The sequence below is a fragment of the Limnobacter sp. MED105 genome (assembly GCF_000170915.1).
GTDB lineage: Bacteria > Pseudomonadota > Gammaproteobacteria > Burkholderiales > Burkholderiaceae_B > Limnobacter.
Window position 1 is genome coordinate 23,812 of sequence record NZ_ABCT01000016.1, and the last position, 26,437, is coordinate 50,248.

Below are 26,437 nucleotides of genomic sequence, written 5' to 3' on the forward strand. Positions count from 1 at the left end.
CACATGACTACAATTGAATTAAAGCAACCCTTCACCCTGCCCTGCGGCGTGGTGGTTCCCAACCGGCTTTGCAAAGCAGCCATGACCGAAGGTGTGGCCAACGCAAGGCTTCAAGCCACTGAACGCCATGCCACACTGTACAAGCGTTGGGCCGAGGGCGGTGCGGGCATTTTGATCACCGGCAATGTGTTGATCGACCGGAATATTCTGGAAAGACCCGGCAATGTATCCATAGACCCAGCACCCGAGCATGGCGAGCCCGAAGGCATGGAGGCCCTGCGTGCATGGGCCAAAGCAGGCACCAGCAACGGCAACCACCTGTGGATGCAAATTTCACATGCAGGCCGACAGTCGCCCCGCTATGTCACCACCAAACCAGTGGGACCTTCTGCAGTTCAACTGGAATTGCTGGGCAACTACGCCCCACCCCGCGCCCTGCGCGAGGATGAAATTCTGGACCTGATTCAGCGCTTTGCGCGTGTGGCCCGAATTGCAAAAGAAGCCGGTTTTACGGGCGTGCAGGTGCATGGAGCACATGGTTATCTGCTGTCGTCTTTCCTGTCGCCAGTGACCAATCAGCGCACGGACCAATGGGGCGGCAGCCTGGAAAACCGCGCCCGCTTTTTGCTGGAGGCCGTGCGTGCCGTGCGCAAGGCCGTTGGCCCTGCTTTCCCGGTTGCAGTGAAACTGAATTCAGATGATTTCCGCAAAGGCGGGTTTTCCAATGAAGAATGTCTGCAAGTGGTGAAGTGGTTGAATGACGAAAAAATCGACCTGCTGGAAATTTCGGGCGGCACCTATGAGCAGCCCCGTTTGCTGGGCCACACGGGTGCAGCAGACTCGGTGAAAGACGATCAACCCGATGTACGTGAAAGCACGAAGAAACGCGAAGCGTATTTTTTGAATTATGCCAAAGCAATTCGCGAAGTGGCCACCATGCCACTGATGGTGACAGGTGGTTTTCGCAGCCGTGAAGCGATGGAAGAAGCGATGAACGAAGGCGTGTGCGATGTGATTGGCCTGGGTCGCCCTTTGTGCACCCACCCTGACACACCGAAGCAATTAATGAACGGAAAAATTGACCGTGCAGCCAGCTTTGAGAATATGTTGAAGTTGGCAGACAAGGGAATTTTTTCACCGGTCAGCCCAGTGCTGCCACTGAAATTAATCAACGTGCTGGGTGCACAAGCCTGGTATTACCAACAAATTTTCCGTTTGGCAGATGGGTTGGAAGCCAAACCTTCCATGAGCTTGATCGGCGCCTTCTTCAAATATTTGTTCAATGAATGGACAACGGCATTTCGGGTAAAACGCGCCACACGCTAGGGTTTGGCCTTGCCCACCCAGTCACTCAACGGCGTAGCAGCCGCCCACAAGGCATGGCCTGCGTCGTTGGAGTGAATGAAATCGCCACTGTTGTACTGGGGCAAAAATGTGAGGCCACCCGGTGCTTCCACTTCACCGTTGTAATCTGCCACACCATCACACTCACCGCTGTTTAAAATCCAATCGTTCAGCTTGGCGCGTTCACCATTCAAATTGGCCTGCAAGGATTGTGCTCCGGGAATCCAGGTGGGGCAATACACATTAATACCTCTCGCATGGGCTTGGGCAATCACTTCCTGATAATTGACGATGATTTCATCGGCACTTCGGCTGGACAAGTCATTGGTTACCCACACCACCACCGAGCTGACGCCGACCGTATCAAATACATCCCGTTCAAGCCTGCTTGCACTGGCGTTTTGCAAGGTGTCGCCGCCGATACCACGGTTCACAATCGTATTGCGCTGGCCCTGCGGAATTTCATTCAACATGCGAACTGACAACAAATCGCTAATGCGCTTGAAACCATTCTGGCTGGTATTAAATCCATGAAAACTGGAACTACCTAAAAACACCATGGCTCCCTTTGCATCCGTGGTCAGTACTTCAATATCCCGAAGTGCGTACACCGTGCAACCATTGCACATAATCGGTAAACCTGGCGGAGTTGAAAAACGACTTTCATCAATCAATCCATAACCCGCGCCAGAGTCCTCGAGTGTTTGATTGCCAGAGCCATTGGGCAGTTTGTAAGATTCAATCCAGGTGGCACCGAACTCACCAGGATTGTCCGCACCTTTCACATACAAACTTACTGCCAGATCGTCTTGATTGTTCACCTTGAACTGAATGGGATCGCTGTAGAACGATTCGGTTTGGGGAGGAATGGTGGCGCTGCTTTGACCGCAATTGAAGGTCACTGCCTTGCTGGTATTCAACTTCAGATTTGCGCCCGTTGCCCCTTCGCGCACACCAACGGCTGCGGCACCAATTTGCATAGGCTGGTCGCTTAGGTTGATAAAACGAACACGCACCGCGTTGCCACTCGCTGTCACCCGGGCGATGTTTCGAACCGTTGTTTCCACGGGTGCAGTACCTGTAACGTGGGTTACACCCCAGGCTGACATCCACCGCGCACCATTTGCCGCATTTGAATTGCTATTACAAGACAAGCCAGAGGACTGCGTGTTGGTACCCGAAGTACCCGCAGAGACACCACTGGATTCCGAGGAACAGGCGGCCACTAGAAGCATTGCAAGCGGCCAAAAAAGTTGTTGTAGTTTGCGGTAATTCAAAAATATCCCCTGAAGTGGTCGTACTGATACTTCAGAGGATGCCTTGGCGGATGTATTCCATCATTCGTGGATAGCCGCAGCAGAAATGTACCTAAGTGGTTCTGCGTGCATTGTTAAATTTCATGTACAAACAATTCCCGCTCAAAGCGAATTTGAGGCCAGAACACGCCATCATCGGCGCGCTCGCCAGCCCCGATCACCATGATCGGGAAAGCATCGTCGGTCAGCTTTAATAATTTACGCACACGGGCTTCGTCGTAACCCTCCATCATGCAGGTATCGAAGCCATGCGCACGCAATGCCAGCACCAGGTTTTCGCAGGCCAATGCTGCACTTTTCGCTGCCCACAACTCCACTTCGCTCCGCGTGTAGGGGCCGCGTGGCAAGGGTGCGATCAAGCCGCCCACATTCGATGCAGCCTTCTTCACCATTGCGAAACTGTTCAATGGGCCGGGTGAATAGTTGTAAGGAATCAGTTGGTAGTAGCGACGCACCAGCGTGGGCACTTCCGGCATGGGCCAGTCTTTGATCATCTTTTTGGAGAACTCGCTGACCCGGTCCACACGCGCCACGCACACAATCAGTTCCTGTGCCGTTTTTGCAGCCAGTTGCCCCAAGCAGGCCGTGACCAATTTGGCTTTTTTGGCCGGGGTTTTCACCACATAGAATTCCCAGGGCTGCAAACCCGACGAACAGGGTGCGAGCAAAGCCATGTCCAGGCACTCGTCCAGCACTTCTTTGGGAATGGGTTTGTCGGTGAACTTGCGCACAGATCTTCTGCTTTCAACCACCTTCTTGAAGTTGGCTGCGCTGATGCCCTTGGGCGCTGGTTCGTAATAGCGCTGCTTGCCATCCACATCGATGGTCTTGAATTTCTTTGCTGCTGCTTTCATGTGTTGCGTGCTCCAGACTGCTTAAAGATTGAACCCAGTTTTTGATAAACATTTTTCATGCCGTGCTCAAAGTCATCCATCAAGGTGTAGACCACCGGAATGACCAAGAGGCTGAGGAAAGTAGAGGTCATCAAACCACCAATCACGGCAATGGCCATGGGGCTGCGGAAACTGGTGTCTGCATCGCCTGTGCCAATTGCGATTGGCAACATGCCTGCTGCCATGGCAATGGTGGTCATGATGATGGGGCGTGCCCGTTTGTGGCAGGCATCCACCACTGCATCCAGCCGGTTCATGCCCTTTTCGTTGCGTGCAACAATGGCGTATTCCACCAACAAAATAGAGTTCTTGGTGGCAATGCCCATCAACATGATCAAGCCGATCAGCGAGGGCATGGAAAAACTTTTCCCTGCGATCAACAGGCCCACAAACGCGCCACCCAAACTCAGTGGCAATGCAGCCAGAATTGTGACGGGTTGCAGGAAGTCTTTGAACAACAACACCAGCACCACAAAAATACACAACACACCAGTGAGCATGGCCAAACCAAAACTGGCAAACAGCTCTTCCATCACTTCGGCATCGCCAATGTTTCGCTGCGCCACACCTGGTGGCAGGCTTTTGATGCTGGGCAATTGTTGAACAGCTGCGGCCACATCACCCAAAGGTTGCCCTTGCAATTCAATTTCAAAGTTCACATTGCGTGCACGGTCGTAGCGATCAATTACCGAAGGGCCCGCGTTGATACCCAACGTTGCCACCTGGTTCAGAGGCACACTGGGTACCCCTGGTTTCGCTGAGGGAACTGCGAGGCGTTCAAGCACGCTGAGGTCTTTTCGGGCTTCGTCGTCGAGGCGAACCACAATCGGCACTTGCCGTTGCGACAGGTTCAGTTTGGGCAAGGCTGCATCGTAATCACCCACTGTAGCCACACGCAGGGTTTCGCCCATGGCTGCTGTGCTCACGCCCAGGTCGGCTGCTTTGGCAAAATCGGGCTTGATCCAGATTTCCGGGCGAACCAAAGCTGCACTGGAAGCAATGGAGCCCAAACCGGGAATGGTGCGCAAATCGCGCTCCACTTCACTGGCTGCTTTGGACAGGGCTTCCCCGTCTTCACCAGACAGCACCAACACATACTTTTCACCCGAAGCACCCAAGCCCACCTTATAACGCACACCGGGCAGGTTGCTGAGCGCTTCACGCATTTGCGTTTCTGTCACCTGCTTGCGCACGGCACGTTCGCCGCGCGGATCCAGCAACACAGTGAGCGTGGCTTTACGCACCTCAGCCTGCCCGCTCATCATGAACGGGTCGGTGCCGGCTGCACCGCCGCCAATGGTGGTATACACACTTCGTACGTACTCCACTTCACTGATCAGTTCACGGGCTTTTTCGGCCGCCTTGCGAGTTTGCTCGTAGGTGCTGCCCGGCTGCAATTCAATGTAAACCTGCGTTTGCGACAAATCATCGGGCGGGATAAAACCGGTGGGCAACAAAGGAATCAGCAGGATGGAACCAATAAAAAAAGCACCAGCCGCGATACAGGTAATCAGCCTGTGCGCCAAAGCCCAGCGCACCCAGTCCAGGTAATGGGCCATCATTTTGCCGGGCTCATTTTTCTCACTTTCATGGCCGGCCGATTTCAACATGTAAGCGGCCATCATGGGCGTTAACATGCGGGCCACGACCAGTGAAGCGAACACGGCCAGCGCGGCGGTCCAGCCAAACTGCTTGAAGAATTTACCAGCAATGCCGCTCATGAAGGCCGTGGGTAAAAACACGGCAATCAGGGTGAACGTGGTTGCGATTACAGCAAGGCCAATTTCATCGGCGGCCTCGCGAGCGGCATCCAGTGGGCTTTTGCCCATGCGAAGGTGGCGCACAATGTTTTCCACTTCCACAATGGCGTCATCGACCAAAATACCCACCACCAGCGACATGGCCAGCAAGGAAACCACGTTCAAGCTGAACCCCAGGTAGTACATGCCGGCAAACGCCGGAATGACTGACAAAGGCAAGGCCACAGCCGACACAAAGGTAGCGCGCCAGTCGCGCAGAAAAAACCACACCACCACCACGGCGAGAAATGCGCCCTCGTAGAGCATTTTCATGGAGCTGTCGAAATCATCTTCCACAGGCTCTACAAAGTTGAAAGCCTCGACAATCGTAAGGTCGGGCCGCTGCGCTTGCAGTTCAGCCAAGGCCTTGGCCACACCCTGGCCCACCTCAACTTCACTGGCACCTTTGCTGCGGGTAATTTCGAAACCCACCACATCTTGGCCATTGAGCAAGGCAGCCGATCGCCGATCGGCGATGGTGTCTTTAATCGTCGCGATTTCTGGCAACTTCACACGGCGACCATTGCTCAGCACAATTGAAATTTCTTTCAATTGATTGGCATTTTCTACGGTGGCAATGGTGCGCAGCGGTTGCTCACCCACACCAAGGTCGGCCCGGCCACCCGCAGTTTCCAATTGGGTATTGCGCAGTTGACGGGATACATCGAGTGCGCTCACGCCCAGTGCCTGCATTTTTAACGGGTCAAGCTCGACAACAACTTCTCGCGTAACACCGCCCACCCTGTTTACTGCGCCCACACCTTTCACATTCAACAGTGTTTTGGTGATGGTGTCGTCCACGTACCAAGACAAACCTTCCTCATCAAACGCAGTGGATGCAATGGTGTAAGCCAACACAGGAGCGCCACTTAACTCCAGTTTGTTGACCACCGGGTCGCGCAAATCAGTAGGCAGGTCTGCACGCACACGCGACACGGCAGACCGCACATCGTCCACGGCCTCTTGTGTGTCTTTCTCAAGATTGAACTCGACCGTGATGCTGACAATGCCGTCTTGAATCTTGGTGTAAATGTGTTTGAGTTGTTGCAGCGTGGCCAGCGAGTTCTCGATTTTGCGAGCCACATCGTTTTCAAGCTGTGAAGGCGATGCACCTGGCAGGCTCGCAGTGACCAGCACCGTGGGCAGTTCAATGTCAGGGAACTGCTGAATCTTCATGCTTGAAAAGCTGTACAGACCCATCACGGTGAGCAGGAAGAACAGCATCACTGCTGGAATGGGGTTCTTGATTGACCAGGTCGAGACGTTCACTGAACCACCTTCACCAAGTCGCCGTGGGCCAGGAAGGCCACACCGCTTTTCACCACTTTGTCACCGGGGCTTAAACCCTCCAGCACCTCGATAAACTCACCCTGCGCTTTGTTAACCCGCAACTTGATGCGCTGCACCTTGCTGCTGGCTTGGTCCAGCGTAAACGCATAGGTGAAACCATCCCGTTCAATCACTGCGGTTTGTGGAATTACAGTGGCAGTTTGCGCACCCAAATCAAATTCGCCACGCAGGTACATGCCAGGCTTCAAACCCTTGGCGTAGGCACCGGGAATATCGACATAGACCATGCCGGTTCGGGATTGCGCATTGATGACCGGGCTGAGTGTTCGAACCTTGCCGCTCAAAGCTTGATCATTGTTGAATACGTTCACCGCCATGCCCTCTGAAATTCGGGCCAGCTCAGCATCAGTGACCTCCGCCTGCCACTCCAGCCGCTGCTGACGCACCAATCGGAATAACTCTTGCCCTGGGGCGGGCACTGACCCCAAGGTGGCAGTGCGTGCGCTGATTACTCCGTCGTCCAGCGCGGTCACCGTGGTGTTGCGCAAGCGAATTTCCTGCTGGGTTTGCAAGGCCCGGGCCGACAGCAAACGGGCCTGTGCAGACTTTTCCGCGGCAATCACCTGGTTGCGTTCTTGCGCACTAACCGCGCCCGCATCGGTGATGTTGCGAATCATGTCAGCATTCAGCTTCGCCTGCTCAAACAAAGCCTGTGCTTCGGCCACGCCCGCTTTGGCTTGTGCCAAATCGGCGTTCACGGTTTGTTGATCAAACAGCGCAAGCGTTTGCCCTTTTTTCACAACATCACCGACCTCGGCGCGCAAAGAATCAATTCGCACACCGTTGAGTTGTGCCCCAATCACGGCCTCTTGCCAGGCAGCCACACTGCCATTCACCGACAGGGTTAGAGGAATGGTTTTTTCCTCGACTGCGGCCAGTTCAACCGAAAGGCTGGCCTTGCCGGGCGCTTGATTTTCGGTTGCCGCGTTGGGCGCTTGCTCAGCACCCGGAGAACAAGCGCTTAGCAGCAATGTTGCCGCGAACAGGGCAACTGGATACTTCGTGAACACCATTGAAATTTTCATTTGCTGCAATCCTGTTTGCGTCGTTTACTTTCACCGTCGAGCATGGCACGGGCATAGCCGGCCAGGCGTTCAGACAATGTATCGATGGCCTTGGCACTGCCCATTAATTTGGGGCACACCACATCCACCACGTCTTGGGCCACATAAAAGTTGACCGCCATGCCCATCATGGCGAAGGCCAGGCGCTGAATATCCAGGTCGGGTTTCGTCAAACCAAAATAAGCGGTCAACATATTCACCAAGGCCATGTGCTGCGGCTTGATTTCCGCATCAATTTCATGCTCCCAGGCACCAGTGGGTTCAATCATTTCGCGGAAATGCAATTTCATCACGAGGCGAAAGGTTTCCCCGTGCTTCAAGGGCTCCAGAAAATCCCGAAACAATTGCTTCAACGCCTTGTCCACATCGGTGCTGTTCAAATCAGGAATGCCCTGCTCGAACGGCGTGCCACACAAAGGTTCGGTGTAAGCGGCCCGGTAAAGGCCAGCCTTGTCGCCAAAGTAATAGCGAATGGATGAAATGTTGGCACCCGCCTTGTCAGCGATTTCGCGCGTGGACGCGCCTTCATAGCCCTTTTCAGCGAAGGTAATGAGTGCAGCCTGCACCAGCTTTTGCCGTGCAGATTGCTGCTTGTCTTGAAGCATGGGAAAGTCCGAAATTAATTCAATCGATTGATTTAAAAATATATCAAACGAATGATTAAACAGCAATCGCGAAAGGCTCTTTTGTCCGGATTGAAACGAATCGACACCACTGAATTCCTGAAACTTGCTACTCTTTGTTGGCAAATTCAAAAAACAACAATCAGGAGACAAACATGGGTGTGGCACAAAAAGGCAGCAACGCGTTAAGAAAACTGAAATCGGTCGCTCAAAAACGGGCATCCAGCCTTCCGGCCAGCAATTTGATCAATGCCGTGGTGGATCAAGTGAACCAGTTTGAAACCGGGATCAAGCAAACCGTGGACGGCGTTCAGGACAAAGTGAAAGGTTTGCAGGCCAACCTTTTGAAAATGTACCAGGCCAACAAGGAACTGGAACAGGAAAACCGGGAGCTCGCCAAAACCATGGTGGGCCTTGAAAAAGAAAATGCCCACCTGACCATGAAACTGGACCGCACCCAGATGGAACTCGATGTATTGAAGGCCAAGCTGGAGAACATTGGCAAACTGGTCAGCGGCTACGAAGAATCGATTGCAGCAGTAACCCGTAGCACCAAGACCAAGCGCAAATAATATGACACGCACGCCCATTCCCCGCTTCGAAGACAACTATTCCGAGGAAGCCGCCAAAGCACGTCGCGAATTTTTGACGCAGCACACCGGTGCCAGCCTTCAACACACTGGCACCTACTCCCTGCCCCCAGAAAGTTTGAAAAGCAACACCGAGAACTTCATTGGCGTGGTGCAAATGCCGGTGGGTGTGGCTGGGCCTGTGTTGATTCATGGTGAACATGCGCAGGGCTGGTTCTATGTGCCACTGGCCACCACCGAAGGCACACTGGTGGCCAGCTACAGCCGGGGCATGCGCATGGTGAGCGAATCCGGCGGTGTGAAGGTGACTGTGGCTGAAGAATTCATGCAGCGCGCCCCGCTGTTTGAATTCGAAGATGCCCGAGCCGCCAAACGGTTTTTGAACTGGTTGAATGAGAACCTTCAAACAGTGAAAGCCGAGGCTGAGAAAACCACCGGCTTTGGCAAGCTTGAGCACATTCAAACCTGGCAGGTTGCGCGCATGGTGTACACGCGCTTTAACTACACCACGGGCGACGCGGCTGGGCAAAACATGTGTGGCAAGGCCACCCATGCCGCTTGCCAATGGGTGCTGAAAAACAGCCCTGAAGCAATTACTTACTTTGCCCTGAGCGGTGCCATTGAAACCGACAAAAAGCATTCGCACATGAACTTGCTGCACAGCCGGGGCAAGCGGGTGATTGCGGAAGCCACCATTCAGCGTGAAGTGCTGCAAAGGCTGGCACGCACCACACCTGAAACAATTTTCAAGCAGCGCCAGCGCAGTGCCATCGGCGCGCAACTGGCGGGCAGCGCCTACAGTGGGCCCCACTCGGCCAACGGCATTGCCGCGTTGTTCATTGCCACCGGGCAAGACGAGGCCAATGTAGTTGAAAGCCACACCGGCATGGTGTTCATGGACATTACCGCCGATGGGGATTTGTATTTTTCTGTCACATTGCCTTCCGTGATTTGTGCCACCAAGGGCGGCGGAACCGGCCTGTCCACCCAAGCAGAATGCCTGAGAATGCTCGGCTGCGAAGGCAGCGGCAAGGCACGCAAACTGGCGGAGATTGTGGGTGCCACGGTGTTGGCGGGCGATTTGTCTTTGTTGTCGGCCATTCTGGCGGATGAGTGGGTTTCTTCCCACGACGCTTACGGCAGAAACCGCTAGGTCAGTAAATCACTGACCGCTGGTGCAGTGCGGAATGACTTGTAATGTGTTTCAGTGCACACTCGTTTTACAATACAAAAACGAGGAGACACAATGCAGTCTGAGGCAGGATCCACGCAGTTCAACAACTCATTGTTTAAACGTGCAGCTGGCCTCGTGACGAAAGTCTCCGACGCCTTTGCATTTCCACTTCGAACTTCCCACTACATTGAACTGGTCAACCCACTGTGGAGTACCCACGCCCTGCAGGCGCGGGTTGAAGCCGTGTGGGACGAAACCTCCGATTCACGCACCATTACATTGCGGCCCGGGCTGAACTGGCGAAGCCACCGCCCAGGTCAACATTTGCGCATTGGTGTGCCCATTGGCGGGCAACATTTCACACGCACCTATTCCATCAGTTCTGCCCCGGAGCGAAGCGACGGTTGCTTCACCATCACCGTGAAAGCAATCGACAATGGCCGCATGTCGCACCACCTGGTTCGCAAGTTGAAAGTGGGCGACTACGTACCGATTGGTGTGCCCCAAGGCGACTTTTACCTGCCCGATGCACAGCCAGTACTGCCACTGTTTATTACTGCGGGTAGTGGCATTACGCCGATCATGAGCATGTTGCGCAGCCTGGTGCTTCAAGAACGCATGCCCAACACCGTGCACATTCACTACGCACCACACACTTACGACGTCATTTTTGGGCGTGAACTGAAAGAAATTTCAGACCAACAAAAGCTGTACACACTGAACCTGGTGCACACCCGTGAGCCAGGCCAGAAGCCGGAAGAAATCACCGGCAAACGCCCCCACTTTTCCAAAGAGCAACTGGAGCAACTATGCCCCGACTGGCGCAAACGCGATGTGTACGCCTGTGGTCCGCAGGCCATGCTGGATTCCATCGAGAAGCTTTACGAAGCCGAAGGACTTAGTCGCCAGGTACACACCGAGCGATTCCGTGCACAACTGGCGGGGGTACCCACCGAAGTTAAAACCGGCGTGGTGAAATTTTTGAACAGCAATGTGAGTGCCAATTCTGACGGTGAAACGAATTTGCTTCGCCTTGCCGAAGATTCTGGCTTGAACCCGGAACACGGTTGCCGGATGGGTATTTGCCATGGTTGCGATGTGAAACTGGCCAGCGGCTGTGTGCGCGATTTGCGCACGAATGCGCTGATCAATGAAACAGGACAAGTGATTCAGATTTGCGTGTGCGCAGCAGTGGGCGACGCAGAAATCGAAGTGTAAGCAACACAGGAAGCAGGAGACAAACATGGGCATGCCAAAACATTTGAGCGCCAGCGACATCGAGGAATTCGGTCGCGAAATGGACGCCATACGCAATGAAATTGCAGACTCGCTGGGCAGCAAAGACCGCGCCTACATTCTCTCGGTCATCAAATGGCAGCGAAGCCTGATGCTGGCCGGGCGTATTGTGGTGTTTCTCAGCTTTTTCCTGTTGCCAATGAGCGACTGGACCTTCACTGGCTGGCCGCAATTCTGGGCGGTGCTGTTGCTGGGTGCGATCATGCTGGGTGTATCGAAGAGCATTGAGAACATGGAGTTGGGCCACAACATCATGCATGCGCAGTTCGACTGGATGCGCGACCCCAATATTCAATCCAACACCTGGGAATGGGACAACGTTTGCCCTTCCGACCAGTGGAAACACAGCCACAACGTGGTGCACCACACCTGGACCAATGTGCATGGCAAAGACCCAGACATTGGTTATGGTGTGCTGCGCGTCACCGACGACCAGCGCTGGCATGCCAAGTACCTGTTCAACCCGGTGATCAACTTTGTGCTGATGATGATGTTTCAGTGGGGTGTGGCCCTGCACGATCTGGAAGCTGACAAATTGCTGGCTGGCAAGAAAAGCTTTAAAGAAATCATTCCCATGCTGAAACGGATTGGCTGGAAGGTACGCCACCAGCTGTTGAAAGACTATGTGTGTTGGCCTGTATTGGGCGCAGCAGTCACAGTGCCAGTCACTGTGTTTTTCGGATTTGATGTGGTGAATATTGCGTTGGCTGGTTTCGGCTTCACGATTGTGGCCAACCTGATCGCCAACGGCATTCGCAACATTTGGTCGAATGTGATCATTTTCTGCGGCCACTTCCCGGCCGGTGTCCACCACTTCACCAAAGAAGAAGTGGAAGGCGAAACCCGCGCAGCCTGGTATGTGCGCCAACTGCTGGGCAGCTGCAATATTACCGGTGGCAAGTTGTTCCATATTTTGTCGGGCAACCTGAGCCACCAGATTGAGCACCACCTGTTTCCGGACATTCCTGCCAACCGCTATGCAGAAATGTCACCCCGGGTACAGGCTTTGGCTGCGCGCTATGGCCTGCCCTACAATAAGGGCAGCTTCACGCGCCAGTTTGGCACCACCACCTGGAATATCTGGCGTTTGTCTTTACCCTGAAACTAAACCGCCTGAACGGTGCTGTATGCGAAAAACAGCACCAGACTGGCGGCCATGGTTCCATTGAACCACTTCAAGCGCAGCGGGCTGTTAATCAAGGCCCGCAAGCGTGCACCCAACACAAGCCACAATCCCACGCACAACAAACCCACACTGGCCATGATCACGGCCACCATCAATACATCCAGTACAGGCGTATTCGAGCTGGACGGGAAAAGCGCGACAGCCGCTGTGGCCATGAACCACGCTTTGGGATTCACCCACTGAAACAACACCGCATTGAAAAAGCTCAGTGGTTTGGCACCAGGTTTAAGCGCATCAGCAGACGGTGAAAAGCTGGCAATTCGCCAGGCCAAATACACCATCATCAACAGGCTGAACACCAACAGGGCCGTGTGAAACCAAGGCAGGCTTTCAAACACCGCATTCAAACCCAGACCCATGGCCAGCAGCATTAATGGAAAGCCCACAATAATGCCAAAGAAGTGTGGCAGGCTTTTTCGCACGCCAAAATTCATGCTGCTGGTCATGATCATCAGGTTATTGGGCCCGGGCGTAATAATGCTTAAAAATGCGAACAGAGCAATGGCTTGAAAGTGCTGCATGGCGAACTCCTTTTGTGGAGTAACAATGGAACACTCACTGTAAGAACTTTTGCAATTTCAGTACAGATTCAGGATAATGAAATAATGTGCAGTACAGATAAATCTTACGAAAATCTGTACTGCTTTTGAAATTCGACTTCTGTGCGGGTACCCCATGAAACTGGAACGTTGGCAAGTCATTGCAGCTGGCATTTGTTCGCTGATCCTGACCGTGGGTTTGGCCCGATTTTCTTACACTCCCCTGCTGCCCATCATGCGCGACCAGGCTGGCTTAAGCGCCTTTGATGGTGGCTGGCTGGCCACCGTCAATTACATTGGCTACATCAGCGGCGCCTTGTTGGCCTCGACACTCAGCAACCTGGATTACAAATACCTGCTTTACCGTTTCGGCCTGATTGTGGCCGTAATCAGCACCATTGGCATGGGCCTGACCACCGATGTCAACCTGTGGGTATTTCTGCGCTTTATTTCGGGTGTGTCCAGTACCGCAGGCATGTTGATCGCATCGGGCCTGATCATGAACTGGCTGGCCCGCCAAAACCTGAAAACCGAACTGGGTCTGCACTTTGCCGGGGCGGGCATGGGTTTGGTGTTGTCTGGCCTTGCGGTTATGGCCATGGTTGACCATTTGGCCTGGGACCAGCAATGGTGGGTGCTGGGTGTGGTGGGCATTCTTTTCTTCGTGCCCGCCTGGATATGGATGCCCAAACCTGCCAAGGCAGGCAGCGCAGAAGCACAGGTGGCCGATGTGGCACCACCCAGCGCAAAATGGATGCGCTTGATGCTTGGCGCTTACTTCTGTGCCGGCTTTGGCTACGTGATCAGCGCCACCTTCATTGTGGCCATTGCTGAAACCCTGCCTGAACTTCAAGGCAAGGGCCCTTGGGTGTGGGTGGTGGTCGGGCTGGCGGCGATGCCCTCCACTTTCATTTGGGATCGCGTGGCCCGAATTACCGGTGTATTCGAGGCACTGGTGCTGGCCTATGTTCTGCAAATCATCTCCATTCTGATGGCTGGTTTCATCGATGGCTATTGGGCCAACATGGTTAGCGCGGTGCTGTTTGGCGGCACGTTTGCAGGCATTGTGAACCTGACACTGAGCATTGCAGGCCGCCAGTTTCCCGCCAACCCCAGCAAGGCAATGGCCCGCATGACACTCAGCTACGGCGTATCGCAAATTGCAGCACCCGCCCTGGCCGGTGTGATTGCAGAACGCACGGGCACCTACCGTGGCTCGCTGTACCTGGCTGCGGCATTGATGGTGGCGGGTGTGTTCATGGTGTGGCAACTGAAAAAGCAAACCGAGGTTTAAGCGGTGGACACGACCTCTTGCAAATACGAAACACTGGCTTTAAACCTGCAGGCCTTGATTGAAAACAATCATTTTGCAGCGGGGTACAAACTGCCCTCGATTCGAAAGCTCTCGGAACAATGGCACTACTCCATCGACACGGTACAAAAAGCACTGAACCTGCTTGAAGACCGGGGCTACGTACAACCTGTTGCGAAATCCGGCTACTACGTGCAAGCCCGCAATGTGCCCGTTGGGGCCGTGTGCACGCAGGCCCCCGATTCCATAGTGCTGGAACCGCCGGTTAACCTGGAGGTAGCGGACCAAATTGCCATGCTGCTTCGAAGTTCGACCCGCGAGGGTGTGGCACCACTGGGTGTTGCTTTTCCAGCCAATGAATTGTTGCCGATCGCCACCCTGCGCCGAAGCTATGCCACTGTGAACCGTACCCGCCCTGACCTGCTCACCCTGGGCAGCCACGTAGAACCCAACCAGCCGGAATTGGTGCAACAACTGCAACAACGGTTTGAGTTGATGGGCATGAAATTGAAACGCGATGAACTGGTGATTACCGATGGCTGCACTGAGGCCCTTAGCCTGGCCCTGCAAAGCGTGGCCAAGCACAACGACATTGTGGCGGTAGAGTCGCCCGGGTATTACCTGCTGTTGCAAATGATCGAATCGCTGGGCCTGCGCGCCCTTGAAATTCCAAGCAGCCCCGAGCATGGCATGTCGCTGGAAGCGCTTGAAATTGCCGTGAAGCAAACCCGAATCGCGGCTTGTATTGTGTGCCCCACCGCCAGCAACCCCATGGGTTCTGTGATGCCCGACATCAACCGAAAAAAGTTGCTGGAGCTGGCCGAGAAATACGACTTTCCAATTGTGGAAGACAATGTGTACGCCGACCTGTACTTCGAACGGTTCCGACCGCGGCCACTGAAGGCCGGCAAGCAAAGCGACCGGGTACTGATGTGTGGCTCGTTTTCGAAATCACTGAGCCCATCGCTTCGAATTGGCTATGTGGCAGGCGGCAAGTACGCCGCACAGGTATTGTCCAAGAAGCGGATTCTCAGCGGTTCAACCAACCCGATTACCCAGGTGGCTGTGGCGCACTATCTTGAAAAAGGATCGTTCGAGCGGCACTTGCGCACCTTGCGCCAGCAGTTTGAAACACAGGTGCGTGCCATGGGCAATTTGGTGCTGAAACATTTCCCGCAGGGCACCCGGATTTCTGAACCCAAAGGTGGATTTGTGCTGTGGGTTGAACTGCCGGGCGACATCGATACTGCCGCCCTGTTCAACAAGGCCATTGCCCGCAAAGTCGCCTACATGCCGGGCAGCGTATTCTCTGCCAGCGGCCTGTACAAAAACTGCATCCGCCTGAATTGTGGCCACCCGGTGACAGACGACACCGCAGTGGCCATTGCAAAGTTGGGTGCCTTGTTTGAAGGCTCACTCGTCGCCTAGCCACACCACCTTGTACAAGTCGCGGCGGCGATCGAGGTAATTCCGAACAGAGCCCTCATTCTTCAAAATTTGAAGCTTGTCCAGGTCCACATCCACAATCAGCGTCATCTCGGTGTTGGGCGTGGTTTCCGCCATGATTGCATCGTGCGGAAATGCGAAATCAGACGGTGAAAACACGGCGGTTTGCCCGTACTGAATGTCGACATTGTCCACCTTGGGCAAATTACCAAAACTGCCTGAAATGGCCACATAGCACTCATTTTCAATGGCGCGGGCCTGCGCACAACGGCGCACACGCAGATAACCGTTCTTGGTGTCGGTCCAGAAAGGTACCAACAATATTTGCATGTCCTTGTCGGCCAGCACCCGCGACAGCTCTGGAAACTCGGAGTCGTAACAAATCAGGATGCCGATTTTTCCGAAGTCGGTGTCAAACACACTCAACTTGCTGCCCCCCTCCATCATCCATTCACGCTTTTCATGGGGGGTGGGGTGAATTTTGTACTGCGCTTCAACCGTGCCATCGCGGCGGCACAAATAGGCCACGTTGTACAAGGCGCCGTCTTCCATCACCGGCATGGAGCCCGCCACCACATTGATGTTGTAGCTAACAGCCATGCGACTCATTTCGTCGCGAATTTGATCGGTGTAAGTGGCCAGGTGGCGAATCGCCTCCAAGGAATTGCCGTTGCCCGCCAGGCCCATCAAAGGCGCGTTGAAAAATTCGGGAAACAAGGCCACATCACAGCGGTAATCTGAAAGCGCATTGATGAAGTACTCGGCCTGTTTTACCACGTCTTCCACGCTGTGGAATTCACGCATTTGCCACTGCACGCAACCCAGGCGTGCGGTGGTTTTGGGCGCGCCAAACAGCATGGGTTTTTCAGGTTCGTAGTAAATATTGAACCACTCCAGCAAGGTGGCATAGCCTTGCGACTCTTTGTCCTCTGGCAGGTAGCCCTTCAGCACCTGCTTCACCTCAAAGTCGTTGCTCAACTGAAAAGTCAGAATCGGGTCGTAAATGTCTTTGCGTTTCACTGCCGCAATGTACTGCTGCGGCGACATGTCTTTCATGTGCTCTTTGTAACCGGGAATTCGGCCGCCCGCCATAATCGCGCGCAGGTTCAAGTTTTGGCATAGTTCTTTGCGGGCTTCATACAAACGGCGACCCAAACGCATATTGCGGTATTCGGGGTCGGCAAACACATCAATGCCGTACAACACGTCGCCCTTGGGGTCGTGTGTGGTGGCGTAAATGTTGCCGGTAATTTCCATGTAGGTGTGCTTGTCACCAAACTTGTCATAGTCCACCACCACTGCGAAGGCTGCAGCGATCACCTTGCCATCGTCTTCGATGCAAATCTGGCCTTCGGGGAATGTTTTAAGGATTGAACGAAATTTGGCCTCGGGCAACGCACCGCCCGCGCTGTGGTAAACCACTTCCATAATGCGCTTGATATCAGGGTAATCAGACACCTGCAAATTGCGCAGCGTTAGCTTGTGTTCGGTGTGTTCATATTCGGTGTTTTCGATTTCTGTCGACATGTTTTCAACTCCATTTGTTTACTCTATGAACCCTTCTATTAGAACACATTCGTTAATTTGATGAATTTTTGGTCAATAAGCCAAGGGCTTCTTGGTTTGACAATTCTAGAGTGCTGCGGTTATCCTTCGCGCCTGATTTGTAGAACCAACACGTCCCTACCCTTGTAACAGTTCAGCTTTCATCTCTGCTTTTTCCTTGTCTGAAACCCAGCGGTTTTCAGGCTTCCCCGCTATTTATTGCGTCGTTCAAAGCCTGCAAGCGCTTCGAATGGCAATTGCTTTGCTCTAAACAATATGATTAAAAATTTCCGCGCGGACTGGTTATCCAACGTCCGACACGACCTTCTTGCCGGCCTGGTTGTTGCGCTGGCGCTAATTCCCGAGGCGATCGCCTTCTCCATCATTGCTGGTGTCGATCCGAAGGTGGGTCTGTACGCCTCGTTCTGTATTGCAACCGTGATTGCGTTCACTGGCGGGCGGCCAGGCATGATTTCCGCTGCCACCGGGGCCATGGCTTTGGTCATGGTCACCTTGGTGAAAGACTACGGCCTTCAATACCTGCTGGTGGCTACGCTATTAACCGGAGCGCTTCAAATTTTGGCCGGGGTGTTGCAACTGGGCAAGTTGATGCGCTTTGTATCCCGATCGGTCATCACAGGTTTCGTGAATGCGCTGGCCATTCTCATTTTCATGGCGCAACTGCCTGAACTGATCAACGTGACATGGCATGTGTACGCCATGGTGGCGGCGGGCCTGGGCATTATTTACCTGCTGCCCTACCTGACCAAAGCAGTACCATCCCCGTTGGTGGCTATTGTGGTGCTGACCGCGTTCAGCATCGCGGTGGGGCTTGATATTCGCACGGTGGGCGACATGGGCGAATTACCAGACTCCTTGCCAGTGTTCCTGCTGCCCGATGTACCCTGGACGCTTGAAACCTTAAAAATCGTATTTCCGTTTTCACTGACCCTGGCCGTGGTGGGCTTGCTGGAATCGATGATGACCGCGCAAATTGTAGATGACTTGACTGACACACCCAGCGATAAAAACCGCGAGTGTGTCGGCCAAGGTGTATCGAATATTGCAGCGGGTTTTCTGGGTGGCATGGCCGGTTGCGCCATGATCGGGCAGTCTGTGATCAATGTGAAATCAGGTGGCCGTGGGCGCTTGTCCACTTTGTGTGCCGGCGTTTTCCTGTTGATCATGGTGGTATTCATAGGCGACTACGTGGCGCTGATACCGATGGCTGCTTTGGTGGCCGTCATGATTATGGTGTCAATCGGTACATTCAACTGGGCATCCATTCGCAACCTGCGAGAGCACCCAAAAAGCTCCAGCATCGTGATGCTAGCCACAGTAGCCGTTACCGTGGGTACGCATGATTTGGCTCAGGGCGTGTTGGTGGGTGTGCTGTTGTCTGGTTTCTTTTTTGCCAACAAGGTGGGGCGAATTCTGCACGTGCAATCGAGCAAGCCAGATGAAGGACGCAATCGCACTTACGTCATTTCCGGCCAGGTGTTTTTTGCCTCAGCTGAAACATTCGTCAACTCATTCGATTTCAAGGAAGAGATTGACGAAGTCACCATCGACATCAGCCACGCTCATTTTTGGGACATTACGGCTGTAGGCGCTTTGGACAAAGTGATTCTCAAGTTCAAACGCAATCAGACCAAGGTCAATTTGTTGGGCATGAACGAAGCGACAAAAACCATGGTGGATAAATTTGGACTGCATGACAAGATGGGCCCGGGTTCGGAGCTTCCTGCCCATTAAGGTCCATAAATAGCAGGTACATCTCTTGCATTCCTCATGGCAAACCCACACCGGAATTTGCCATGAACGAACTGGATGCCGCCCTGCTCAGCTTGCTGATTAAAGATTCACGCTTGTCTTTCGCTGACATTGCCCGCCAGCTTGGGTGTTCGCGTGCCCATGCACGCGCACGTGTGCAAGCCTTGCTGGTAGAAGGTACGGTTGAGCAATTTACCGCCGTGGTGAACCCGGAAAAGCTGGGCAAAGTCACCAGCACCTTTGTTGACCTGAAGGTTAAAAGCCACGTGATTGAAGCGGTTGCAACCGAATTGGCCGCACAACCCGAGGTGGCCAGCCTGTACATCATGTCTGATCTACAAAGCCTGCACATTCACACCCTGACCGACACGCAAGAGAGTTTTTTGGCCTTCGCACAGAAATACCTGTTTGGTCAGCCCGACATTATTTCAGTGGAATGCAAGAACCTGTTGAAGCGTGTAAAACACCGCCGAGGTGGCGCGCGTTTGTAAAATCAAAGGCTCCCTGTTGTGGTGCAGTGCCACATTTTGGGTGCATGAATACATTCGACACCAAACTGCCTTATTTCAAATCCATCTGGTTCCGATTGATTTTTTCAATGTATCAATCGCATACGATTTGGTAACAAAAGTAAACAAAAGGTATACAAATGGCAGGCTGGTGCAATCATCCAATGCCTCATTCTGGTGTTTAAGCAATCATCCAAGGGTAAACCCTTGATCAATAAATACCTTTATATTTCAATCACTTAAAATATTTCCGAGCTGGCACACCTTTCGCTAAAGAAGGGTTATGACCGGTCGCCATTTGTGCGGTCGGCGAACCCTTTGTTTTCCAAGCAGCAGGAGTGTGTTCCATGACCTCAATTGATCGTCGCAAGTTTATTTCAGGTGCTGCCACCGCAGCCGCAGGTGGTGCAGCCTTGGCTGTACCTGGTATTGCAAATGCACAAAATGGCAAGGTCACCATGAAAATGACCAACGCCTACCCACCTGGCTCGCCTTTTTATGTGGCAGGCCCTGGCAGCCCCACCGACTTCTGCAAGAAAGTGGAAACCATGTCGAGTGGACGCCTGAAAATTCAACACTTTGCAGCCGGCGAACTGATCCCCGCGCTGGAAGGTTTCGACGCAGTGTCTGCCGGCACCGTTGAAATGAACGCTGCGAATGCCTACTTCTGGTCAGGCAAAGCACCTGCTGCACAATATTTCACCACCGTGCCTTTCGGCATGAACACACAGGGCATGATGGCCTGGCTGTACCACGGCGACGGCATGAAGTTGTGGCAAGAGGTGTATGCGCCTTTCGGCCTGACCGCCATGCCCATGGGCAACACCGGTGTGCAAATGACAGGCTGGTTTCGCAAACCCGTTGAAACAGTGGCCGACCTGAATGGCTTGAAAATGCGTATTCCTGGCCTGGCCGGCAAGGTGTACAGCCAACTGGGTGTGAATGTGCGCTTGTTGCCCGGTGGCGAAATTTTCCCGGCACTGGAACGTGGCGTCATTGATGCCGCCGAATTCGTGGGCCCTTTCCAGGATCGCCGCTTGGGCCTGCACAAGGCAGCCAAGTACTACTACACCACCGGCTGGCACGAACCCACCAACGTGACTGAATTGCTGATCAACAGAAAAGCTTGGGACAAGTTGCCCAAAGATTTGCAAATGATGGTGCAAATGGCGGCGCAAGCCAGCGTGATGGAAAGCCTGGCCTGGTCAGAATCGGTGAATGCCGAGGCGCTGGAAGACCTGGTGAAAAACCAGGGCGTGAAAGCACAAGCACTGCCCAAACCAATTGTGGACAAGCTGAAGGAAGCCACCATGGATACGCTGGAAAGCGTGGCCGCCTCCGACCCCTTGGCCAAGAAAGTGCACACCTCATTCATGGCATTCAAGAAGAAGCATGAATCCTGGGCAGCACTGAGCGAGAAAACCTTCCTTAACCTTTGATAAGCGGTTGTTGTCATGAAGCAAGCCATCCCCAAACTCGAGGCGTTTGTCGAGTTCACTGGGGGGCTTGCACGCTTTTGCGTGCTTGCCCTCGTCGTTTTGGTGGCCACCAACGTCATTCTTCGCTACCTGTTTTCAATTGGCCCTGTGTCGATGCAAGAACTGGAGTGGCATTTAATTTCCCCCATTGCACTGTTCGGTTTGGCCTACGCCATGAAACACAAGGCCGATGTGCGGGTTGATTTTGTGTATGAACGCTTTGGTCCACTTGGCAAAGGCTGGATTGATTTGTTCAGCGCAGTGCTTACCTTTTTGGTGGCACTGGTGATCGTGTATTTGTCGGTGCCCTATGTCATGCAATCTTTCGACATGATGGAAGGTTCGCCCGATCCCGGTGGCCTGCCCTATCGATACCTGCTGAAAATCTTTCTGCCATTGGGCTTTGGCCTTTTGATGATTCAAGGCATCGCCAACCTGTTGCATGCTGCTGTGCAAATTAAAGAAGCGAAGGTGGCCTGATGGACAATGAATGGATTGTTCTGGGCATGATTGCAGGCTTTTTGGGCCTGATGATCATTGGTATTCCAGTGGCCATTGCCCTGGCGGTTTCCGGCTTTGTGGCCGGCTACATCGGCTTTGGCCCCATGCTATTTAACCTGATGCCCGCGCGCTTGTATGGTGTGGTCAGCAATTACACCCTGTTGGCCATTCCACTGTTTGTGTTCATGGGCGTGATGCTGGAGAAAAGCCGCGTGGCTGAAGACATGCTCGACACCATCGGCACTGCAATGGGCGGGCTGAAAGGCGGCATGGGCTTGGCCATTGTGCTGGTGGGCGTGTTGATGGGTGCTTCCACAGGCATTGTGGGCGCAACCGTGGTTACTGTGGGATTGCTAACCCTACCCACCTTGATGCGCCGTGGTTATGCACCCAGTGTGGCCTGCGGCACCATTTGTGCATCGGGCACCCTGGGGCAAATTATCCCACCCAGCCTGGTGCTCATTTTGCTTTCCGACATCATGGGTGAATCGGTGGGCACCTTGTTTGCCGCTGCGCTCATTCCCGGTTTGGTGCTGGCTGGCATTTACTGCGCCTACCTTATTTTGCTGGGCATGTTTATGCCGAAGCTTGTGCCCGCAGTCCCGCTGGAAGAACGCCAGAAAATCAACAAAGCGGAATTGCGCAAAAAGCTGATTCGCGATGTGTTGCCGCCAGTGTTGTTGGTGTTTGCCGTGCTGGGGTCTATCGTGGGTGGTGTTGCTGCGCCAACAGAAGCTGCATCCATGGGTGCTTTGGGTGCCCTTTTAATTGCAGTGGGCTTTGGCCGCATGAACATGCAATTGCTGAAAGACACCATGCACGGCACCTTGACCATTTCTGCGATGGTGTACTTCATTTTGCTGTGCGCGCAGCCCTTTGCACTGGCCTTTCGCGGCTTGGGTGGAGAAGACATGGTGCACGGATTGTTCGACATGATTCCCGGCGGTGAAGTGGGCGCTTTGCTGTTCCTGATGGCCCTGCTCTTTGTTCTCGGATTCTTCCTGGAATGGATTGAAATTTCCTACATTGCTTTGCCCATGTTTTTGCCGGTGTTCATTGGTTACGGCACCGACATGGTTTGGCTGGCCATCCTGATTGCGATGAACCTGCAAATGTCTTTCCTGACACCACCTTTTGGTTGGGCATTGTTCTTCCTGAAAGGAGTAACGCCACCGGGCATTACCACACGCGATATTTATGTGGGTGTGCTGCCGTTTGTGTTACTCCAAGCATTGGCCGTGGCAGTCATTTTCGTATTCCCATCTGTCGCAACCTGGCTTCCCAAAGCCATTGGTTGGTAAACAAGGCAAGGAGCTTTCATGGAATTATTGAGTGGATACTCCCTGCCGTGGCTGGCAGGGCTGGTGGTGGCGCTCGCCATCACAGGGACCATCGCAGGCCTGTTGGCTGGCTTGCTGGGTGTGGGTGGCGGCATTGTAATTGTGCCGGTGTTGTACCACCTGTTCACCCTGCTTGGCGTGGATGAAAGTGTGAAGATGCATGTGGCTGTGGGTACCTCACTGGCCACCATCATTCCCACTTCATTCATCTCGGCGAAAAGCCACAAGGCCAAGGGCAATCTGGATGAACCGCTGTTCAAAAGCCTGGTGTTGCCTTTGTTCATTGGCGTGGTCATTGGCAGTTTTGCAAGTGGCTATGTGTCGGGCGATGTGTTGTCGATTGTGTTTGCCAGCATCGCTTTGCTGGTGGCCGCCAATATGGCATTTCGAAGCAAAGCAAAACCGGTGGCAGAAAGTTTGCCGCGCAGTCCTTTCAAACAAATCATGGGCACATTCATTGGCGGGTTTTCAACGCTGATGGGCATTGGTGGTGGCACCTTGAGCGTACCGATTCTGAATGCCTTCAATGTGCCCATGCACAGGGCGGTTGGCACTGCGGCGGCCATTGGTATGGTCATTAGCATTCCCGGCGCAATCGGGTTTTTACTCAATGGCTGGAACGTTGAAAATACGCCACCATTGACCATTGGTTACATCAACTTGATTGGCTTTGCACTGATTGTGCCCATGACCATGTGGATGGCCCCTGTGGGCGCACGCATGGCCAGCGCCACAACCGCAGCGCGCTTAAAGCTGGCGTTTGCATTTTTCCTGTTCATTACTGCCGTACGCATGTTTTACGGCGTGTTGGGCTAAGCAATAAAAGGGAGTTAAAAGAACAATGATTCACACCAAACGCGCACTGGGCGGCGTATTTGTAGCGCCCCACCATTTGGCTGCACAGGCCGGCCGTGATGTATTGAAAGAAGGTGGCAATGCCGCGGAAGCCATGATCGCCGCTGCCGCTACCATCGCAGTGGTGTACCCGCACATGAACTCGATTGGTGGCGACGGTTTCTGGCTGCTCAGCGAACCCGGCAAAGCGCCAGTGGGTATTGATGCCTGCGGAAAAGCTGCCGCAAAAGCCACGCGTGCTTTTTACACCGAGCAAGGGTTCGATGCCATTCCCAACCGCGGACCCTTGGCTGCACTCACCGCAGCAGGCACCGTGGGTGGCTGGATCAAGGCCCATGAAGTAGCCACGCAATGGGGTGGCAAGTTGCCATTGAACCGCTTGCTGAGCGATGCGGTGGTGCATGCACGCAATGGTGTGGCCGTTAGCAGCAGCCAGGAACGATTAACCCGCGTGAAGTTCGATGAGCTGTCAACTGCTCCCGGTTTTGCAGAGCATTTGCTGATGGATGGCCAAGTGCCTGTTGAAGGCAGTGTGTTGAAGCAAGGCGCTTTGGGCGACACCCTGGCGCGCATGGGCCAGGTAGGCTTGGACGATTTTTACCGCGGCGAACTGGCACAAGCCATGGCAGACGATTTGGCCCGCGTGGGCAGCCCAATCAGCCTGGCTGATTTGAACAATCACCATGCGCAGTTTGTTACCCCCCTGCAAACCGAGCTGAACAACAGCACGATCTACAACATGACACCGCCCACGCAGGGCATGGCCTCGCTGATGATTCTGGGCATGTTCGACACACTGGGCGTGCAAGAAGCCGATGGATTTGATTACCTGCACGGCATGGTGGAAAGCACCAAGCAAGCCTTTCTGGTGCGCGACCGGTATTGCACAGACCCTGCTTACATGGCGGTGAACCCCAGCGATTTTCTGACCCGGGAAGCGCTGGCCGAACGTGCGAAAAAAATTGACATGAAACAGGCGCTCGCCTGGCCACAAGACCCCTGGCAAGGCGACACCATCTGGATGGGTTGCATTGACAGCGAAGGCCGCACAGCCAGCTTTATTCAAAGCGTGTTCTGGGAATTTGGATCAGGCGTGGTGTGCCCTTCAACCGGGGTGATGTGGCAAAACCGCGGCATCAGTTTTTCACTGAAAGAGGACGGGCTGCACCGGCTTGAGCCGGGCCGCAAACCCTTCCACACCCTGAACCCGGCCATGGCGCGGTTTAAAGACGGGCGCAGCATGGTGTACGGCACCATGGGTGGTGAAGGTCAGCCGCAAACACAAGCTGCAGTGTTCAGCCGCTATGCACTATTCAATCAGCCATTGCAAACAGCGGTGACTGCACCGCGCTGGCTGCTGGGCCGCACCTGGGGTGAGCAAAGCACCACCTTGAAACTGGAAAGCCGATTTGATGAACAACTGGTTGCCCAACTGCGCGATGCAGGCCATGTACTGGAGGTGTTGCCAGAGGCCTTCAGCGACACCATGGGACATGCAGGTGCGGTGGTGCGCCACCCCAACGGCATGATGGAAGGGGCGGCCGACCCACGTTCGGATGGATCAGTGGCGTGTGTTTGATCTAGTTTTAAACGCCTTCGCTGATGCGTTTAAAATACGAGGTGTGCGCAGCAGTGCCTTCTGGCCATTGGCTTAGGAAGTGCTGCTGCCATGCAGCCTGGTCGAATTGAACGCGGACCTGTTCAACCCACACAGCATTCAGTTGTGTAGATTGAAAAACCAAAGCGCTGTCGTTCAGGCGGGTTGCTGAAATTCGAGTGAACAAACCGTTCAGGCTTCCGGGTTCACTGGCCATGCCTGCCGCACCATTGTTGCTGATCAAACCTGTTTGTCCGTTCGGCAGTGGCTCATGGTGAAACGCCGCACTGCACGTGTGGCTGCTGGCAAAAACATTCACTTGTGCTTTTTCAAACAGCGCTGCACGCCAGGGGGCTTCGTCAGCCCGATGCAAATGAGCAGGGTCGAAACGCCAGCCTGCCAATGAATCGCCATCGCCATGCACCACAGCCACCTTCAACGCGCCCACGCTGTAACGCGCAAAGAAAGGTTTCTGCAACAAGGCGCCCAGTAACTCAGGCTGTTGTTGCGCGCACCGCTTCAATTCGGTGTGAATGAAGTTAGATCGATCCACCACACCCTGGTCTACATTTTCGGGATATGCACAACCGCAATCGGCCACATCCAAAGGCTCGCCCAACTCGGCTTCCACATTGCCCAAAATACAATCGTGGTTCAATACACGCTGGTTGATGTGCTCAAAATCTTCAGGCGATTTATTGAACCAGTTGAAGTCGCCATTGAAACAAATACGAACTTTACCCGGCTCACGTGCAGCGAGATTCTCGATGGCTTCCAACGCAAAAACGTTGCCATACAAACCGCCCACCACGTACAACACATCGCAAGGTGTTGCGGGCACCTCAGCAATTTTGGCTGCGCCATACTGGTATCGAATGGGGCAACTGCGCCCCGCCTTTTCAGTCAT

22 protein-coding genes are annotated in these 26,437 nt (G+C 53.9%); 14 read left to right on the plus strand and 8 right to left on the minus strand.

Annotated elements, in window-relative coordinates; translation table 11 throughout:
• The first annotated feature begins 3 nt into the window (after positions 1-3).
• Positions 4-1,326, plus strand: a complete 1,323-nt coding sequence (locus LMED105_RS13180) for an NADH:flavin oxidoreductase/NADH oxidase family protein (RefSeq protein WP_008252157.1) — start codon at positions 4-6, stop codon at positions 1,324-1,326.
• On the opposite strand, the gene LMED105_RS13185 is transcribed toward LMED105_RS13180, so the two are convergent.
• The 5 genes from LMED105_RS13185 to LMED105_RS13205 all read right to left on the minus strand — a co-directional run bounded on the left by LMED105_RS13185 (position 1,323) and on the right by LMED105_RS13205 (position 8,371).
• On the minus strand, positions 1,323-2,579 hold the full coding sequence (locus LMED105_RS13185; protein WP_156799698.1) for a GDSL-type esterase/lipase family protein: 1,257 nt from the start codon (positions 2,577-2,579) through the stop codon (positions 1,323-1,325). The two genes, LMED105_RS13180 and LMED105_RS13185, sit on opposite strands and share 4 nt — an antisense overlap.
• A 155-nt stretch (positions 2,580-2,734) precedes the next feature.
• Positions 2,735-3,514, minus strand: coding sequence for a nitroreductase family protein (locus LMED105_RS13190; protein WP_008252162.1), 780 nt, complete (start codon positions 3,512-3,514; stop codon positions 2,735-2,737).
• A complete protein-coding gene (locus LMED105_RS13195) occupies positions 3,511-6,621 on the minus strand; it encodes an efflux RND transporter permease subunit (protein WP_040513497.1) in 3,111 nt (1,036 codons plus the stop codon). The genes LMED105_RS13190 and LMED105_RS13195 overlap by 4 nt, the downstream gene beginning before the upstream one ends.
• Positions 6,618-7,727: an efflux RND transporter periplasmic adaptor subunit gene (locus tag LMED105_RS13200; RefSeq protein ID WP_008252164.1), complete on the minus strand. Its 1,110-nt coding sequence runs from the start codon at positions 7,725-7,727 to the stop codon at positions 6,618-6,620. The genes LMED105_RS13195 and LMED105_RS13200 overlap by 4 nt, the downstream gene beginning before the upstream one ends.
• Entirely contained in the window at positions 7,724-8,371 is a 648-nt protein-coding gene (locus tag LMED105_RS13205) for a CerR family C-terminal domain-containing protein (RefSeq protein WP_008252165.1), read from the minus strand. The genes LMED105_RS13200 and LMED105_RS13205 overlap by 4 nt, the downstream gene beginning before the upstream one ends.
• Before the next feature lie 173 nt (positions 8,372-8,544).
• Between LMED105_RS13205 and LMED105_RS13210 the strand changes: the two genes are divergently transcribed.
• The 4 genes from LMED105_RS13210 to LMED105_RS13225 all read left to right on the plus strand — a co-directional run bounded on the left by LMED105_RS13210 (position 8,545) and on the right by LMED105_RS13225 (position 12,551).
• Entirely contained in the window at positions 8,545-8,961 is a 417-nt protein-coding gene (locus LMED105_RS13210; RefSeq protein WP_156799699.1) for a hypothetical protein, read from the plus strand.
• 1 nt (position 8,962) lies between these two features.
• The gene (locus LMED105_RS13215; RefSeq protein ID WP_008252167.1) at positions 8,963-10,132 is read left to right on the plus strand and encodes a hydroxymethylglutaryl-CoA reductase; all 1,170 of its coding nucleotides are present in this window, start codon (positions 8,963-8,965) and stop codon (positions 10,130-10,132) included.
• A 93-nt stretch (positions 10,133-10,225) separates the two neighbouring features.
• Entirely contained in the window at positions 10,226-11,371 is a 1,146-nt protein-coding gene (locus LMED105_RS13220) for a ferredoxin reductase (protein WP_008252168.1), read from the plus strand.
• A 25-nt stretch (positions 11,372-11,396) separates the two neighbouring features.
• On the plus strand, positions 11,397-12,551 hold the full coding sequence (locus tag LMED105_RS13225) for an acyl-CoA desaturase (protein WP_008252169.1): 1,155 nt from the start codon (positions 11,397-11,399) through the stop codon (positions 12,549-12,551).
• Between the two features lie 2 nt (positions 12,552-12,553).
• Here LMED105_RS13225 and LMED105_RS13230 read toward each other — a convergent pair whose 3' ends face one another.
• Positions 12,554-13,156, minus strand: coding sequence for a LysE family translocator (locus tag LMED105_RS13230; RefSeq protein ID WP_008252170.1), 603 nt, complete (start codon positions 13,154-13,156; stop codon positions 12,554-12,556).
• 154 nt (positions 13,157-13,310) lie between these two features.
• Here LMED105_RS13230 and LMED105_RS13235 point away from each other — a divergent pair, with 154 nt between their 5' ends.
• Entirely contained in the window at positions 13,311-14,468 is a 1,158-nt protein-coding gene (locus LMED105_RS13235) for a YbfB/YjiJ family MFS transporter (RefSeq protein WP_008252171.1), read from the plus strand.
• Between the two features lie 3 nt (positions 14,469-14,471).
• Positions 14,472-15,914 (plus strand): PLP-dependent aminotransferase family protein, encoded by a 1,443-nt coding sequence (locus LMED105_RS13240; RefSeq protein ID WP_008252172.1) that lies wholly within the window; start codon positions 14,472-14,474, stop codon positions 15,912-15,914.
• Here LMED105_RS13240 and LMED105_RS13245 read toward each other — a convergent pair.
• On the minus strand, positions 15,900-17,459 hold the full coding sequence (locus LMED105_RS13245; RefSeq protein WP_008252173.1) for a carbon-nitrogen hydrolase family protein: 1,560 nt from the start codon (positions 17,457-17,459) through the stop codon (positions 15,900-15,902). The genes LMED105_RS13240 and LMED105_RS13245 overlap by 15 nt on opposite strands.
• A 294-nt stretch (positions 17,460-17,753) precedes the next feature.
• On the opposite strand from LMED105_RS13245, the gene LMED105_RS13250 reads away from it, so the two are divergent.
• The 7 genes from LMED105_RS13250 to LMED105_RS13280 all read left to right on the plus strand — a co-directional run bounded on the left by LMED105_RS13250 (position 17,754) and on the right by LMED105_RS13280 (position 25,512).
• Positions 17,754-19,232, plus strand: coding sequence for a SulP family inorganic anion transporter (locus LMED105_RS13250; protein WP_008252174.1), 1,479 nt, complete (start codon positions 17,754-17,756; stop codon positions 19,230-19,232).
• 62 nt (positions 19,233-19,294) lie between these two features.
• Positions 19,295-19,741, plus strand: coding sequence for an Lrp/AsnC family transcriptional regulator (locus LMED105_RS13255; RefSeq protein ID WP_008252175.1), 447 nt, complete (start codon positions 19,295-19,297; stop codon positions 19,739-19,741).
• A 365-nt stretch (positions 19,742-20,106) separates the two neighbouring features.
• Positions 20,107-21,198, plus strand: coding sequence for a TRAP transporter substrate-binding protein (locus LMED105_RS13260; RefSeq protein ID WP_008252176.1), 1,092 nt, complete (start codon positions 20,107-20,109; stop codon positions 21,196-21,198).
• Between the two features lie 15 nt (positions 21,199-21,213).
• Complete coding sequence (locus LMED105_RS13265; RefSeq protein WP_008252177.1) at positions 21,214-21,717, plus strand: TRAP transporter small permease subunit; 504 nt, start codon at positions 21,214-21,216, stop codon at positions 21,715-21,717.
• Positions 21,717-23,039, plus strand: coding sequence for a TRAP transporter large permease subunit (locus LMED105_RS13270; RefSeq protein ID WP_008252178.1), 1,323 nt, complete (start codon positions 21,717-21,719; stop codon positions 23,037-23,039). The genes LMED105_RS13265 and LMED105_RS13270 overlap by 1 nt, the downstream gene beginning before the upstream one ends.
• 18 nt (positions 23,040-23,057) lie before the next feature.
• Positions 23,058-23,894, plus strand: coding sequence for a sulfite exporter TauE/SafE family protein (locus LMED105_RS13275; protein ID WP_008252180.1), 837 nt, complete (start codon positions 23,058-23,060; stop codon positions 23,892-23,894).
• A 25-nt stretch (positions 23,895-23,919) separates the two neighbouring features.
• Positions 23,920-25,512, plus strand: coding sequence for a gamma-glutamyltransferase family protein (locus LMED105_RS13280; RefSeq protein ID WP_008252182.1), 1,593 nt, complete (start codon positions 23,920-23,922; stop codon positions 25,510-25,512).
• Positions 25,513-25,519: 7 nt separating this feature from the next.
• Here the strand turns inward: LMED105_RS13280 and LMED105_RS13285 are convergent, their stop codons facing one another.
• Positions 25,520-26,437, minus strand: coding sequence for a hypothetical protein (locus LMED105_RS13285; RefSeq protein ID WP_008252183.1), 918 nt, complete (start codon positions 26,435-26,437; stop codon positions 25,520-25,522).